General features: G+C 70.4%; 13 protein-coding genes. 11 read left to right on the forward strand and 2 right to left on the reverse strand.

Annotated features, from left to right (window positions below):
* Window positions 1-104 precede the first annotated feature (104 nt).
* Window positions 105-548: an SRPBCC family protein gene (locus EV567_RS07030; protein WP_130437787.1), complete on the reverse strand. Its 444-nt coding sequence runs from the start codon at window positions 546-548 to the stop codon at window positions 105-107.
* Between the two features lie 189 nt (window positions 549-737).
* Between EV567_RS07030 and EV567_RS07035 the strand changes: the two genes are divergently transcribed.
* The 4 genes from EV567_RS07035 to EV567_RS07050 all read left to right on the forward strand — a co-directional run bounded on the left by EV567_RS07035 (window position 738) and on the right by EV567_RS07050 (window position 4,514).
* Window positions 738-1,781: an Rv2578c family radical SAM protein gene (locus tag EV567_RS07035; RefSeq protein WP_130437788.1), complete on the forward strand. Its 1,044-nt coding sequence runs from the start codon at window positions 738-740 to the stop codon at window positions 1,779-1,781.
* Window positions 1,782-1,965: 184 nt separating this feature from the next.
* Window positions 1,966-3,543 (forward strand): alpha/beta hydrolase, encoded by a 1,578-nt coding sequence (locus EV567_RS07040; protein WP_130437789.1) that lies wholly within the window; start codon window positions 1,966-1,968, stop codon window positions 3,541-3,543.
* Between the two features lie 54 nt (window positions 3,544-3,597).
* A complete protein-coding gene (locus tag EV567_RS07045; protein ID WP_130437790.1) occupies window positions 3,598-3,996 on the forward strand; it encodes a RidA family protein in 399 nt (132 codons plus the stop codon).
* Window positions 3,997-4,016: 20 nt separating this feature from the next.
* Window positions 4,017-4,514: a GNAT family N-acetyltransferase gene (locus EV567_RS07050; protein WP_207228697.1), complete on the forward strand. Its 498-nt coding sequence runs from the start codon at window positions 4,017-4,019 to the stop codon at window positions 4,512-4,514.
* Window positions 4,515-4,554: 40 nt separating this feature from the next.
* On the opposite strand, the gene EV567_RS07055 is transcribed toward EV567_RS07050, so the two are convergent.
* On the reverse strand, window positions 4,555-5,130 hold the full coding sequence (locus EV567_RS07055; RefSeq protein ID WP_130437792.1) for an adenylosuccinate lyase: 576 nt from the start codon (window positions 5,128-5,130) through the stop codon (window positions 4,555-4,557).
* A 424-nt stretch (window positions 5,131-5,554) separates the two neighbouring features.
* On the opposite strand from EV567_RS07055, the gene EV567_RS07060 reads away from it, so the two are divergent.
* The 7 genes from EV567_RS07060 (at window position 5,555) to EV567_RS07090 (ending at window position 14,827) form a co-directional block, all read left to right on the forward strand.
* Entirely contained in the window at window positions 5,555-7,360 is a 1,806-nt protein-coding gene (locus tag EV567_RS07060) for a 3-hydroxyacyl-CoA dehydrogenase family protein (RefSeq protein ID WP_130437793.1), read from the forward strand.
* A 151-nt stretch (window positions 7,361-7,511) separates the two neighbouring features.
* Window positions 7,512-8,333 carry a TetR family transcriptional regulator gene (locus tag EV567_RS07065; protein ID WP_242620709.1) on the forward strand — a complete coding sequence of 274 codons (822 nt, stop codon included), beginning with the start codon at window positions 7,512-7,514 and terminating at the stop codon, window positions 8,331-8,333.
* A gap of 423 nt (window positions 8,334-8,756) precedes the next feature.
* Window positions 8,757-10,100 carry a crotonyl-CoA carboxylase/reductase gene (ccrA, locus tag EV567_RS07070; protein ID WP_130437795.1) on the forward strand — a complete coding sequence of 448 codons (1,344 nt, stop codon included), beginning with the start codon at window positions 8,757-8,759 and terminating at the stop codon, window positions 10,098-10,100.
* 8 nt (window positions 10,101-10,108) lie between these two features.
* Window positions 10,109-12,136 (forward strand): protein meaA, encoded by a 2,028-nt coding sequence (locus EV567_RS07075; protein ID WP_130437796.1) that lies wholly within the window; start codon window positions 10,109-10,111, stop codon window positions 12,134-12,136.
* Window positions 12,133-13,095 carry a CoA ester lyase gene (locus tag EV567_RS07080; RefSeq protein WP_130437797.1) on the forward strand — a complete coding sequence of 321 codons (963 nt, stop codon included), beginning with the start codon at window positions 12,133-12,135 and terminating at the stop codon, window positions 13,093-13,095. The genes EV567_RS07075 and EV567_RS07080 overlap by 4 nt, the downstream gene beginning before the upstream one ends.
* Before the next feature lie 16 nt (window positions 13,096-13,111).
* A complete protein-coding gene (locus tag EV567_RS07085; RefSeq protein WP_130437798.1) occupies window positions 13,112-13,618 on the forward strand; it encodes a MaoC family dehydratase in 507 nt (168 codons plus the stop codon).
* Between the two features lie 3 nt (window positions 13,619-13,621).
* On the forward strand, window positions 13,622-14,827 hold the full coding sequence (locus EV567_RS07090; protein ID WP_130437799.1) for an acyl-CoA dehydrogenase family protein: 1,206 nt from the start codon (window positions 13,622-13,624) through the stop codon (window positions 14,825-14,827).
* Window positions 14,828-14,840: the final 13 nt, after the last annotated feature.

The raw sequence follows: 14,840 nt of genomic DNA on the forward strand, positions 1-14,840 counted from the left end.
GCCGGAGCCCGCGCCACCGCAGGTCAAGCCCCGAATCCAGGGCCCCGGAACGACACGACGGCCAAGGGCCGCCGGGCCCTTGGCCGCCATGGTGACAGCGTGTCCTACTTCTCGACCTCGGTGGCGAGGTTGGCGAGAATCGCGTCGTAGATCCGGCCGAGACCCTTGGGCGCGAAGGTCCTCTCGAAGAAGCCGCCGATGCCGCCGGCGCCGGTCCAGGTGGTCGTCACGACGACCCGGGACCTGCCCTCGCCGGCCGGGGTGACGCGCCAGACGGTGACCATGGAGGAGTTGCGGTCCTTCTCGACCAGCTCGCCGTCGGTGGGCTCGGTGACCTCCAGGAGGCAGTCTCGGACGCGCTTGCTGGTGGCCTGGAGCTTCCAGTGCACGAGGGTGCCCTCGCCGTCGCCGCCCTCGCGCACCTCGTACTCGCTGAACTGCTCGGGCAGCAGCTTCCCGCGCGTGCCGCTGTAGTCGGCGATCGTGTCGAACACCGTCTCCGGGTCCGCCGCGACGACCCGCTCCGTGGTGGCTTCGACCTGCGCCATGGGTTCCTCCAGGTCCTTGTTGCTCAGGGCTGAACAGGGGTTTCCTCAGCTTCGGGGCAAGCCAACCACCCCGCTGTCCGGCCGCCAAATCGGGGCCCCGAAAGCGGTCGCCGGCCGGTCGGAAAGCACCTTCGCACGATCATGGGAACACATGTTCTATTGTGGGCCCAGTGCTACCGAGGAGGCGTCATGCGCTGGGAGAACCTCACCGTGGAGTCCCGCCACGACCGCGCGGCGGACGCCGCCCTGTTCGGCGCGGACGCGGTCACCACCAGGACGTTCGACACGCCCGAGTTCCGCGGGATCACCTTCCACGAGATCCGCGCCCGTTCGATTCTCAACCGGGTGCCGGGCGCCTCCCGCATGCCGTTCGAGTGGACGGTGAACCCCTACCGGGGCTGCACGCACGCGTGCGTCTACTGCTTCGCCCGCAAGACGCACAGCTATCTGGACCTGGACACCGGCATCGGCTTCGACACCCAGATCGTCGTCAAGGTGAACGCGCCCGAACTGCTGCGCCGGCAGCTGGCCTCGCCCCGCTGGCAGGGCGAGCACGTGGCGATGGGCACCAACGTCGACTGCTACCAGCGCGCCGAGGGCCGCTACCGGCTGATGCCGGGCATCCTCTCCGCGCTGCGCGAGCGGGCCAACCCCTTCTCGATCCTGACCAAGGGCACGCTGATCCTGCGCGACCTCGACCTGCTGCGGCAGGCGGCCGAGGTGACCGACGTGGGCGTCTCCGTGTCGGTCGGTTTCGTCGACACCGAGCTGTGGCGCACCGTCGAGCCGGGCACCCCCGCGCCGGAACGGCGGCTGGACGTCGTCCGCACCCTCAGCGAGCACGGCATCGGCTGCGGGGTGCTGATGGCGCCGGTGATCCCCTTCCTCGGCGACGAGCCGGCCCAACTGCGGTCCACGGTAAGGGCGATCGCGGAGGCCGGCGCGACCTCCGTCACCCCGCTGGCCCTGCATCTGCGCCCCGGTGCCCGCGAGTGGTTCATGGCCTGGCTCGGGCAGCACCACCCGCACCTGGTGCGCCGCTACGAGCGGCTGTACGCGGAAGGGGCCTACGCGCCGAGGTGGTACCAGCGCCGGATCACCCGTCAGGTCCACGACCTGGCCGAGGAGTACGGGATCGGCCCCACGCGCGCGGGGATGCCGCGCCGGATCCGGCCGCCCGAGCCGGTCGAGGAGCCGGAGCCCTCGGGCCCCACCCAACTCACCCTGATCTGAGCCTCTTCGGACCGATCCCGAACGGATCGGAACCGATCACGTCGAACTGAGTACGTTCGAGGGCATCCGGCGACCCGATCGGGTCAACAATCGCCGGAACGGGCTCCAGTGATCCCTCTTTCCGGGACGATGCGCCGAGGGCCGTGACCCACGCGGTCCCTCGACCTCCGTCCTGGGAGAACCCATGAGAAAACGCGCAGCCGTGCTGTGCGGAGCCGCCGCCGTCGTGGCCGGGACGATCACCGCCGCGCCCGCCGACGCGAGCCCCACGCACCCCGCGCGCACCGCCCCGGCGACCCGGCTCGCCTGGAAGGCCTGCGGCACCACCGACTCCCCGACGCTGCAGTGCGCTTCCCTGAAAGTGCCGCTCGACCACGCGAGGCCGCACGGCGAGAAGATCACGATCGCCCTGTCCCGCGTCCCGCACACCGCGAAGAAGTACCAGGGGCCGCTGCTGGTCAACCCCGGCGGCCCCGGCGGCAGCGGGCTGGCCCTCGCCGGGTTCGTCGCGTCGTCGCTGCCGAAGGCGGTGGCCGCCCAGTACGACGTCATCGGCTTCGACCCGCGCGGGGTGGGCAAGAGCACGCCCGCGCTGAACTGCGCGCCGGGCCACTCCAAGCCGGTCCGCCCGGACTCGCTGCCGGCGACCGCCGCGGTGGAGCGGGCGAATCTGCGGCGCGCCGAGGGCTTCGCCGCGGCCTGCGGGAAGAAGTACGCCCGCCTGCTGCCGTACATCGACACCCTCAGCGCCGTACGGGACATGGACGCCGTCCGTGACGCCCTCGGCGCGCCGAAGCTGAACTACTTCGGCTACTCGTACGGCACTTACCTGGGCGCGGTCTACGCCAAGCTCTACCCCCAGCGGGTGCGGCGGCTGGTCCTCGACTCGATCGTCGACCCCACCGGCGTGTGGTACGAGGCCAACCTGGCGCAGGACCACGCCTTCAACGACCGCCACCGCGCCCTGATGGCCTGGATCGCGAAGCACGACGCCACGTACAAGCTGGGCACGGACCCCGCGAGGATCGAGGCGAAATGGTACGGGATGCGGGCGGCGCTGGCGAAGCGGGCGGCCGGCGGCAAGGTGGGCGCCGCGGAGCTGGAGGACACGTTCCTGCCCGGCGGCTACTACAACGGCTACTGGCCCCGCCTCGCCGAGGCGTTCGCCGCGTACGTCAACGGCAAGGACACCGGCCCGCTGGTCAAGGCGTACGAGACCTTGGCCGCGGTGGACGCCTCGGGCGACAACGGCTACAGCGTCTACACCGCGGTGCAGTGCCGTGACGCCAACTGGCCGCGCTCCTGGAGCCGGTGGCGCGCGGACAACTGGGCGGCGTACCGGAAGTCGCCGTTCATGACCTGGAACAACGCCTGGTACAACGCGCCGTGCGCGTTCTGGCCGACCCGCTCCCTGGGGCCGGTGAACATCATGAACGGCAAGCTGCCGCCGGTCCTGCTGTTCCAGGCGACGGACGACGCGGCCACGCCGTACGAAGGCGGCGCGACGGTCCACGCGCTGCTGCGCGGGTCCAGCCTCGTCGTCGAGCGGGGCGGCGGCAACCACGGCATCACGCTGAGCGGGAACGCCTGCCTGGACAAGCACCTCGCGGCCTATCTCACCGACGGCACCGTGCCGCGCGACGTCGGCGGGGTGGACGCGGTGTGCGCGGCGCGGCCCGACCCCACACCGCTGACCGCGAAGGCCGCTTCGGGCACGGCCCGCGGTTCCACCCTGCACGGCCTGCTCGGCTTCCGCGGCTGACCACCCGCCCACCCCGTCGGGGGCGCTGTCAGGCCCGTGGTCCAGGATGACGCCATGAGCGATCTGACACGGATTCACGCCCCCGACGGGGTCGCCGCGGCCGCGCAGTACTCGCATGTGGTGTTGGGAGCGGGCCGGTTCGTGGCCGTCTCCGGCCAGCTCCCCCTCGACGAGGACGGCCGCCTGGTCGGCGAGGACGACCCGGCAGCCCAGGCGCGCCAGGTCTTCGAGAACCTGCGGCGCTGCCTGGCCGCCGCCGGCGCGGACTTCGCCGACGTCGTCAAACTCACCTACTTCGTCACGGACATGGCGCACCTGCCGGCGATCCGCGCGGCCCGCGCCGCGCACATACCCGACGACCGGCTCCCGGCCTCGTCGGCCGTGCAGGTCGCCGCGCTGGTGCGCCCCGAGTTCCTGATGGAGATCGAGGCCTACGCGGTGGTGTCCGAGTGACCTCTACGGTGGTTCGCCCGATGGCGCTCGACGACTGTGAGCGGGTCTCCGGGATCCGGATCCGGGGCTGGCAGAGCGCCTACCGGGGACTGATGCCGCAGTCCCACCTCGACGCGCTCGACGTGGGCGAGGACGCCGAGCGGCGGCGCACCTGGTTCGCGCAGGCGGACGGCAGTGTGCGCAACCTGGTCGCGGAGCGGGACGGGCGCGTCGTCGGCTGGGCCGCCCACGGGGCGTACCGGGACGGCGAAGTGCGCACGGACGACGGCGAGTTGTACGCGATCTACGTCGACCCCGAGCACCACGGCGAGGGTCTGGGCCGGGCGCTGCTTGAGGCGTCCCTGCGGGGGTGTGCCGCCGACGGGCGCCGGCTGGTGCGGCTGTGGGTCCTCAAGGGGAACTCCCCCGCCCGCCGCTTCTACGAACGGGCGGGCTTCCACGCGGACGGCGCCGAGGAGCCCTTCGAGGTGGACGGCGTCGAGGTCCCGGAAGTCCGGTACACCAAGCCCCTGACGTGATGACCGTGCCCTGGTCGGACGCTCACGGTGCGACGGCCCCTCAGCGTTGCCGGGGGATGCGGGCCAGCGCGCCGGCCGCCGCCGCCGCGAGGGCCGGGTGGGCCAGCGCGTCGTTGAGGACGGGGCGGGCTCGTGTGTCGCCGAGGACGCCCAGTCCCTCCACGCACGCGAGGGCGACCCGGCGGTAGGGGTCGTGCGGGCGCAGCCGGCGTTCCAGGGTGGTGATCAGCGCGGGCACGGACTCGGGGGCGCGCAACTCCACCAGCAACCTGACCGGTTGCAGCGCGTAGGCGATCCGTAACTCGTTGGTGGCGAGGGTGGCCGCCGCGCGGGCGGTGCGGGGGTCGCCGAGGCGGGCGAGCGCGTGCGCGGCGCCGGCGCAGCGCGGCGGATCGCGGTGGTTGAGCAGCAGGACGAGCGCCTCGAAGGCCCGCCGGTCGCCCGCGATCCCCAGCCGGAACGCGGCCAGTTCCCTCGCCCACAGCGGCTGCCCGGCGGCGGTGAGCACCGCGGCGAGCTCGTCGTGGTCACCGGTGCGCACGAGCCGCTCGAAGGCGGCATCGCCTCCCGACTCCTGCCGTAAGCGTTCCGTGAGCGATCGCAACTCCCCGTCCATGGAGGCGAGCTTAGGACCATCGGGCGGGCGCGTCGGGAGGTATGTCACAAAGTCGAGGTCTGGCGCGCTCGTTACCCGGCGGTTAAGCTCAGACGAGCGAGTTACCCACTCGCACAACCCGCTCGCGGTGGCCTGGTGACGCAGCCGCCGAGAGAGCAGTCGGTTCGGTACACAGGTACCTCAGGCGTGACCCGGCCCCGGGACAGGGCCGGCCGGTCATCACCGTTCCCTCGGGCGTGTGCGCGCCCCGAGCGACGGCCCCGGGCGTGTGCGCAGTGCCCTGACAGGCGCTGACAGCCCGGCAACACCCGCATCCAGCACCTCTGTTCACGCACCGGTGCGCCACGGCCCGGCTCTCGGCAGGGCCTCCCCGGCGCACCCGGTCGCGCTTTTCAGTCGTCACCCTCTTCTCTGGAGTCCCGCGATGGCCACTCCCCTGTCCCACACCTCTCAGCCCTCCCTCCGCACGATCGCCGTGGTCGGTCTCGGCACCATGGGCGCCGGCATCACCGAAGTCCTCGCCAAGGCGGGCCGCGAGGTGATCGGCATCGACGTCGACGAGTCCCAGACGGCGCGCTGTGTCGCCGCCCTGGAGTCCGCCACCGCCCGCGCCGTGGAACGCGGCCGGCTGACCGAGCGGGAGCGTGCCGACGCCCTGGCCCGCCTCCGCACCTCCACCGATCTGCGCGACGCGGCCGACGCCGACCTGGTCATCGAGGTGGCGCCGGAGTCGTACGAGGTCAAGCAGCAGATCTTCCGGGAGCTGGACGGGATCGTGCGGCCCGAGACGATCCTCGCCACCGGCACCAACGCGCTGTCCGTGACCCGCCTCGCCGCCGACTCCGCCCGCCCCGAGCGCGTCCTCGGCCTGCACTTCTTCAACCCCGCCCCGGCGATGAAGCTCGTCGAGGTCGTCTCCTCCGTGCTGACCGCGCCGGCCGCCGTCACCGCCGTCACCGACCTCGCCCTGGACCTGGGCAAGGAGCCCGTCGCGGTCGGCGACCGCCCCGGCTTCGTCGCCGACGGGCTGCTGTTCGGCTACCTCAACCAGGCCGCCGCGATGTACGAGGCGCGGTACGCCTCCCGTGAGGACATCGACGCCGCGATGCGGCTGGGCTGCGGTCTGCCGATGGGCCCGCTCGCCCTGCTGGACCTGATCGGCGTCGACACCGCGCGCACGGTCCTGGAGGCCATGTACGCCGCCTCGCACGACCGGCTGCACGCCCCCGCGCCCATCCTCAAGCAGCTCAGCGAGGCCGGTCTCACCGGCCGCAAGGCGGGCCGCGGCTTCTACACCTACGAGGCCCCGGGCGGCGCGACCGTCGTCGCCGACGCCCTCACGCCGGTGACCGGCGGCACCGGGACCCCCGGCCGTGCGGTGCGCTCCGTCGGCGTCGCCGGGTCCGGCACGATGGCCTCCGGCATCGCCGAGGTGTTCGCCAAGGCGGGCTTCGACGTCGTCCTAGCCGCCCGAAGCGAGGAGAAGGCGCAGGTCGCCAAGGCGCGGATCGGCAAGTCGCTGTCCCGTTCCGTCGACAAGGGCAGGATGACGGCCGAGGCCGCCGCGCAGACCCTGGAGCGCGTCACCCCGGCCGGTTCCTACGACGCCTTCGCCGACGTCGACCTGGCGGTCGAGGCGGTCGCCGAGGACCTGGAGATCAAGCGGCAGCTGTTCGCGACGCTGGACAAGGTGTGCAGGCCGGGCGCCGTCCTCGCGACGACGACGTCGTCGCTGCCGGTGGTCGCGCTGGCGCGTGCCACCTCGCGGCCGCAGGACGTGATCGGCATGCACTTCTTCAACCCGGCGCCGGCGATGAAGCTGGTCGAGGTGGTCCGCACGGTGCTGACCGGCGAGGACGTCCACGCCACGGTGCACGAGGTGTGCGGCCGGATCAGGAAGCACGCCGTGGACTGCGGCGACCGGGCCGGGTTCATCGTGAACGCCCTGCTGTTCCCGTACCTCAACAACGCGATCAAGATGGTCGAGGAGCACTACGCGACCCTGGACGACATCGACGCCGCGATGAAGCTGGGCGGCGGCTACCCGATGGGCCCGTTCGAACTGCTCGACGTGGTCGGTCTGGACGTCTCCCTGGCCATCGAGAAGGTGCTGCACCGCGAGTTCCGCGACCCGGGGCTGGCCCCGGCGCCGCTGCTGGAGCACCTGGTGGCCGCGGGCTGCCTCGGCCGCAAGACCGGCCGCGGCTTCCGCGAACATGCCCGCCGCTGACGGCGCCGGGGACCGGCCGCGGGCCGGAGAGGACTGGGGCGGGCTGCTGGACCCGGCGGCCCCCCTCCCGCCCGCCCCGGCCTGGGCGGGGGGAGCCCGCCGGCCTCGCGGACCGGCGCACCGAGCTGCGCGCATGCAGTACGTTCAGGGCATGCCCCAGCCCGCCAAGTCCTCACGTACCTCAGCTCCGACCGAAGCCCCGGACAGCCCCGCGGGCAGCCGCGCGGCGGCCCAGCGGCTCAAGATGCGCCGGGAACTCGCGGCCGCGGCCATGGAGTTGTTCGCGACGAAGGGGTACGAGGCGACCACCGTCGACGAGATCGCGGCCCGGGCCGGCGTCGCCCGCCGCACGTTCTTCCGCCACTTCCGCTCCAAGGAAGAGGCGATCTTCCCGGACCACGACGACACCCTGATCCGCGCCGAGGCGGTGCTGAACGCGGCGCCCGCGCACGAGCATCCGCTGGACACGGTGTGCCGGGGCATCAAGGAGGTCATGAAGATGTACGCGGCGCGGCCGGAGATCTCGGTCGCCCGCTACAAGCTCACCCGCGAGGTGCCCACCCTGCGCGAGGCGGAGATCGCCTCGGTGGCCCGCTACGAGCGCCTCTTCACCCGTTACCTCCTCGGGCACTTCGACGAGCACGCGCACGACGACGACGCCAACGACGACCCGCTGCTGGCGGAGGTGGCCGCGTCGGCCGTGGTCACCGCGCACAACCACGTGCTGCGGCGCTGGCTGAGAGCCGGCGGCCAGGGCGAGGTGGAGGCGCAGCTCGACCACGCCTTCGCGATCGTCCGCAAGACGTTCGGCACGGGCATCGGGGCCGGGCGCGTGGGCGCCGCGGCCGGCGCCTCGACCCCGGCGTCGGCGGCGGTGTCCGCGCACGGTGAGGTGCTGGTGACGGTGGCGCGGACGGACGCGCCGCTGGACGAGGTGATGCGGACCATCGAGCAGGCGCTCAAGGAGCGCTGAACAGCCCTCACGAGCCCTGCGGCACTGTGATGACGGCCACCCGACCGGGTGGCCGTTTTGGCATGTCAGAGGCCGTTTTCGCGCGGATTCACGAGCCCGTTCGATCGATCATCGCTCATTTGTGACGTAAAGATTTCAGCTGAGTGGAAGTTCTGGCACTCAGTGCCTTGCGAGGTGACACGCGGTGTCATACGTTGAAGGAGTCCGGGCGGCCGGCGTGCAGAGACCTTTCGTACGTCGGCTGTCCCCGCAAGCCCACGGCTTGCGCGCCCGGACGCCTGCGTCACAGGCACCCTCCCGCGCCACAAAGCGCTGCCGAACAGCACCACCGAGCCGAACCGACGGCACACACCCATCCCTCAGCAGCACCGACGTAACCATCGGCGCCCCTCCCTCAGGGCGCTCACCGCCGGAGGCAACACCGTGACCGTGAAGGACATCCTGGCCGCGATCCAGTCGCCCGACTCCACGTCGGCGGACTTCGCCGCCCTCCAGCTCCCCGAGTCGTACCGCGCGATCACCGTGCACAAGGACGAGACCGAGATGTTCGCGGGCCTCGAGACCCGCGACAAGGACCCGCGCAAGTCGATCCACCTCGACGAGGTGCCGCTGCCGGAGCTCGGCCCCGGCGAGGCCCTGGTGGCCGTCATGGCCTCCTCGGTCAACTACAACTCCGTGTGGACGTCGATCTTCGAACCGCTGTCGACGTTCGGCTTCCTGGAGCGCTACGGCCGCACCAACGAGCTGGCCAAGCGCCACGACCTGCCGTACCACATCATCGGCTCCGACCTCGCGGGCGTCGTCCTGCGCACCGGCCCCGGCGTCAACGCCTGGAAGCCCGGCGACGAGGTCGTCGCGCACTGCCTCTCCGTGGAGCTGGAGTCCTCGGACGGCCACAACGACACGATGCTCGACCCGGAGCAGCGCATCTGGGGCTTCGAGACCAACTTCGGCGGCCTCGCGGAGATCGCGCTCGTCAAGTCCAACCAGCTGATGCCCAAGCCGGACCACCTCAGCTGGGAGGAGGCCGCCGCCCCGGGCCTGGTCAACTCCACCGCCTACCGCCAGCTGGTCTCCCGCAACGGCGCCGGCATGAAGCAGGGCGACAACGTCCTGATCTGGGGCGCGAGCGGCGGCCTCGGCAGCTACGCCACCCAGTTCGCGCTGGCCGGCGGCGCCAACCCGATCTGCGTCGTCTCCAGCGAGCAGAAGGCCGACATCTGCCGGTCCATGGGCGCCGACGCGATCATCGACCGCAACGCCGAGGGCTACAAGTTCTGGAAGGACGAGCAGACCCAGGACCCCAAGGAGTGGAAGCGCTTCGGCAAGCGCATCCGCGAGCTCACCGGCGGCGAGGACATCGACATCGTCTTCGAGCACCCCGGCCGCGAGACCTTCGGCGCGAGCGTCTTCGTCACCCGCAAGGGCGGCACCATCACCACCTGCGCCTCGACCTCGGGCTACATGCACGAGTACGACAACCGCTACCTGTGGATGTCCCTGAAGCGCATCATCGGCTCGCACTTCGCCAACTACCGCGAGGCCTGGGAGGCCAACCGGCTGATCGCCAAGGGCAAGATCCACCCGACGCTGTCGAAGGTGTACTCCCTCGAGGACACCGGCCAGGCGGCCTACGACGTGCACCGCAACCTCCACCAGGGCAAGGTCGGCGTGCTCGCGCTGGCCCCCGAGGAGGGCCTGGGCGTGCGCGACCACGAGAAGCGCGCCAAGCACATCGACGCCATCAACCGCTTCCGGAACATCTGAGGTCGTCCATGAGTGAGCGTCAGAAGGACCGGCCGTGGCTCATGCGCACGTACGCCGGTCACTCCACGGCCGAGGCGTCCAACGAGCTGTACCGGCGCAACCTCGCCAAGGGTCAGACGGGTCTGTCGGTCGCCTTCGACCTGCCGACCCAGACCGGCTACGACTCCGACCACATCCTCGCCCGCGGCGAGGTCGGCCGGGTCGGCGTGCCGGTCGCGCACCTCGGTGACATGCGGCGGCTGTTCCAGGACATCCCCCTGGAGCAGATGAACACCTCGATGACGATCAACGCCACGGCCATGTGGCTGCTGGCGCTCTACCAGGTCGTCGCCGAGGAGCAGGGTGCGGACGTCACCCGGCTCCAGGGCACGACCCAGAACGACATCGTCAAGGAGTACCTGTCCCGGGGGACCCACGTGTTCCCCCCGGGGCCGAGCCTCCGGCTGACGACGGACATGATCGCGTACACGGTCTCCCACATGCCGAAGTGGAACCCGATCAACATCTGCAGTTACCACCTGCAGGAGGCCGGGGCCACGCCGGTCCAGGAGATCGCGTACGCGATGTCCACCGCCGTCGCCGTCCTGGACGCCGTGCGCGACAGCGGCCAGGTGCCGCAGGAGCGCATGGGCGACGTCGTCGGGCGGATCTCGTTCTTCGTCAACGCGGGCGTCCGCTTCGTCGAGGAGATGTGCAAGATGCGCGCCTTCGGCCGCATCTGGGACAAGATCACGCTGGAGCGGTACGGCATCCAGGACCCCAAGCACCGCCGCTTCCGCTACGGCGTCCAGGTCAACTCCCTCGGTCTGACCGAGGCGCAGCCGGAGAACAACGTCCAGCGGATCGTGCTGGAGATGCTGGCGGTGACGCTGTCCAAGGACGCCCGCGCGCGTGCCGTGCAGCTGCCCGCCTGGAACGAGGCGCTGGGGCTGCCCCGGCCCTGGGACCAGCAGTGGTCGCTGCGCATCCAGCAGGTTCTGGCGCACGAGAGCGACCTGCTGGAGTACGAGGACATCTTCGAGGGCTCGCACGTCGTCGAGGCGAAGGTGGCGAAGCTGGTCGAGGAGTCCCTCGCGGAGATCGAGCGGATCCAGGAGATGGGCGGCGCGATGGCCGCCGTCGAGTCGGGCTACCTCAAGTCGCAGCTCGTCTCCTCGCACGCCGAGCGCCGGGCCCGGATCGAGTCGGGCCAGGAGAAGATCGTCGGCGTCAACATCTTCGAGACGACCGAGCCGAACCCGCTGACCGCCGACCTGGACACCGCGATCCAGACGGTCGACCCCGCGGTCGAGGCCCAGGTCATCGCCTCACTGCGGAACTGGCGCGACACCCGCTACCAGCCCCCCTTCAACCACCCGCGCCCGTGCAAGGCGCTGGAGAAGCTGAAGGAGGCCGCCAAGGGCACCGCCAACCTCATGGAGGCCACCCTGGAGTGCGCCCGCGCCGGCGTCACCACCGGTGAGTGGGCCGGGGCCCTGCGCGAGGTGTTCGGGGAGTTCCGGGCGCCGACCGGGGTCTCCTCGGCGCCGGTCGCCGTCCCCGCCGAGGAGGGCTCGGCCATGTCCGAGGTGCGCCGCAAGGTCGACCTCACGGCCAAGGACCTCGGCGTGGGCAAGCTGCGCTTCCTGGTCGGCAAGCCGGGTCTGGACGGCCACTCCAACGGCGCCGAGCAGATCGCCGTGCGCGCCCGCGACGCCGGCTTCGAGGTCGTCTACCAGGGCATCCGGCTCACCCCGGAGCAGATCGTGGACGCGGCCCTCGCCGAGGACGTGCACGCGGTCGGCCTGTCGATCCTGTCCGGCTCGCACGCCCAGCTGGTCCCGGACGTACTCGAACGGCTGCGTGTGGCCGGTGCCACAGACATCCCCGTGATCGCCGGTGGCATCATCCCGAACGGGGACGCCGAGCAGCTCCGGGCAGCCGGAGTGGCCGCGGTGTTCACCCCGAAGGACTTCGACATCACCGGAATCATCGGCCGCATCGTCGACGAGATCCGCAAAGCGAACAAGCTCGACCCACTGGAGGTCCCCGCATGACGACCGTCAACCGCCTTCGCCCCCGGCGTTCGTGTCTGGCCGTACCGGGCTCGAACCCCCGCTTCCTGGAGAAGGCGCAGGGCCTCCCGGCGGACCAGGTCTTCCTCGACCTGGAGGACGCGTGCGCGCCGCTCGCCAAGCCCGAGGCGCGGCACACCATCGTCAAGTTCCTCAACGAGGGCGACTGGACGGGCAAGACGAGGGTCGTGCGGGTCAACGACTGGACGACCGAGTGGACGTACCGTGACGTCGTCACCGTCGTCGAGGGCGCCGGCCAGAACCTCGACTGCATCATGCTGCCGAAGGTGCAGTCGGCCCAGCAGATCGTCGCCCTGGACCTGCTGCTGACGCAGATCGAGAAGACGATGGGCTTCGAGGTCGGCAAGATCGGCATCGAGGCGCAGATCGAGAACGCGCAGGGCCTGAACAACGTCAACGAGATCGCGACCGCGTCCCAGCGCGTCGAGACGATCATCTTCGGCCCGGCCGACTTCATGGCCTCCATCAACATGAAGTCGCTGGTCGTGGGCGAGCAGCCGCCCGGCTACCCGGCGGACGCCTACCACTACATCCTGATGAAGATCCTGATGGCCGCCCGTGCCAACAACCTCCAGGCGATCGACGGCCCCTACCTGCAGATCCGCAACGTCGACGGCTACCGCGAGGTCGCCCAGCGCGCCGCCGCGCTCGGCTTCGACGGCAAGTGGGTGCTGCACCCGGGCCAGGTCGAGGCGTCCAACGAGATCTTCTCGCCGTCGCAGGAGGACTACGACCACGCCGAGCTGATCCTGGACGCGTACGACTACTACACGTCCGAGGCGGGCGGCAAGAAGGGCTCGGCGATGCTCGGCGACGAGATGATCGACGAGGCCAGCCGCAAGATGGCGCTCGTCATCTCCGGCAAGGGCCGCGCGGCCGGCATGCAGCGCACCAGCAAGTTCGAGATCCCCACCGACTAGAAGGGCGCTGAGCGCGATGCAGTTCGGACGCACCTACGAGGAGTTCGAGGTCGGGGCGACGTACAAGCACTGGCCGGGCAAGACGGTCACGGAGTACGACGACCACCTGTTCTGTCTCCTCACCATGAACCACCACCCGCTCCACATGGACGTCAACTACGCCGAGAACACGACGGACTTCGGCAAGAACGTGGTGGTCGGCAACTACATCTACTCGCTGCTGCTCGGCATGTCCGTCCCGGACATCTCCGGCAAGGCGATCGCCAACCTGGAGATCGAGTCGCTCAAGCACGTGGCGCCGACCTTCCACGGCGACACGATCTACGGTCAGACGACCGTGCTCGACAAGTGGCCCTCCAAGTCGAAGAACGACCGCGGGATCGTGCACGTCGAGACCAAGGGCTACAAGCAGGACGGCACGCTCGTGTGCGTGTTCCGCCGCAAGGTGATGGTGCCGACCGAGACGTACATCAAGGAGCGCGGCGGCGAGCAGCCGGGCCGCCCGGAACTTCAGGAAGGCTGACCGATGGCCCGCCTCGCCCAGACCGCCGGTCTGACCGACGTCCAGCAGGAGATCCTCTCCACCGTCCGCGACTTCGTGGACAAGGAGATCATCCCCGTCGCCACCGGGCTGGAGCACCGTGACGAGTACCCGCAGCAGATCGTCGACGGACTGAAGGACCTGGGCCTGTTCGGCCTGATGATCCCCGAGGAGTACGGCGGTCTGGGCGAGTCGCTCCTGACGTACGCGCTGTGCGTCGAGGAGATCGCCCGCGGGTGGATGTCGGTCTCCGGCATCATCAACACCCACTTCATCGTGGCGTACATGCTCAAGCAGCACGGCACGCAGGAGCAGAAGGAGCACTTCCTGCCGAGGATGGCGGCCGGCGACATCCGGGGCGCCTTCTCGATGTCGGAGCCGGGTCTCGGCTCGGACGTGTCGGCGATCACGTCGAAGGCGGTGAAGGACGGCGACGAGTACGTCCTGAACGGCCAGAAGATGTGGCTGACCAACGGCGGGACCTCCTCGCTCGTGGCCGTTCTGGTCCGAAGTGACGAAGGACACCCCGAGGGCACCGCGCCGCACAAGTCCATGACCACCTTCCTCGTCGAGAAGGAGCCCGGCTTCGGGGAGGTCCGCCCCGGCCTCACCATCCCGGGCAAGATCGACAAGATGGGCTACAAGGGTGTCGACACCACCGAGCTCATCATGGACGGCCTGCGGATTCCCGCGGACCGGGTGCTCGGCGGCGTCACCGGACGAGGCTTCTACCACATGATGGACGGCGTGGAGGTCGGGCGGGTCAACGTCGCCGCCCGTGGCTGCGGCGTCGCACAGCGTGCGTTCGAACTCGGCGTCGGGTACGCCCAGCAGCGGCACACCTTCGGCAAGCCGATCGCCCAGCACCAGGCCATTCAGTTCAAGCTGGCCGAGATGGCTACCAAGGTCGAGGCCGCGCATGCCATGATGGTGAACGCGGCACGCAAAAAGGACTCCGGAGAACGAAACGACCTCGAGGCCGGGATGGCGAAGTACCTCGCCTCCGAGTACTGCAAGGAGGTCGTGGAGGACGCCTTCCGGATCCACGGCGGCTACGGCTTCTCCAAGGAGTACGAGATCGAGCGCCTCTACCGTGAGGCTCCGATGCTGCTGATCGGTGAAGGTACCGCCGAGATCCAGAAAATGATCATCGGCCGCAGGCTGCTCGAGGAGTACCGGTTCCAGGGCTAGATGTCAGGGTTGG

The organism is Streptomyces sp. BK239 (assembly GCF_004217285.1).
In the GTDB taxonomy this organism is placed as follows: Bacteria; Actinomycetota; Actinomycetes; order Streptomycetales; family Streptomycetaceae; genus Streptomyces.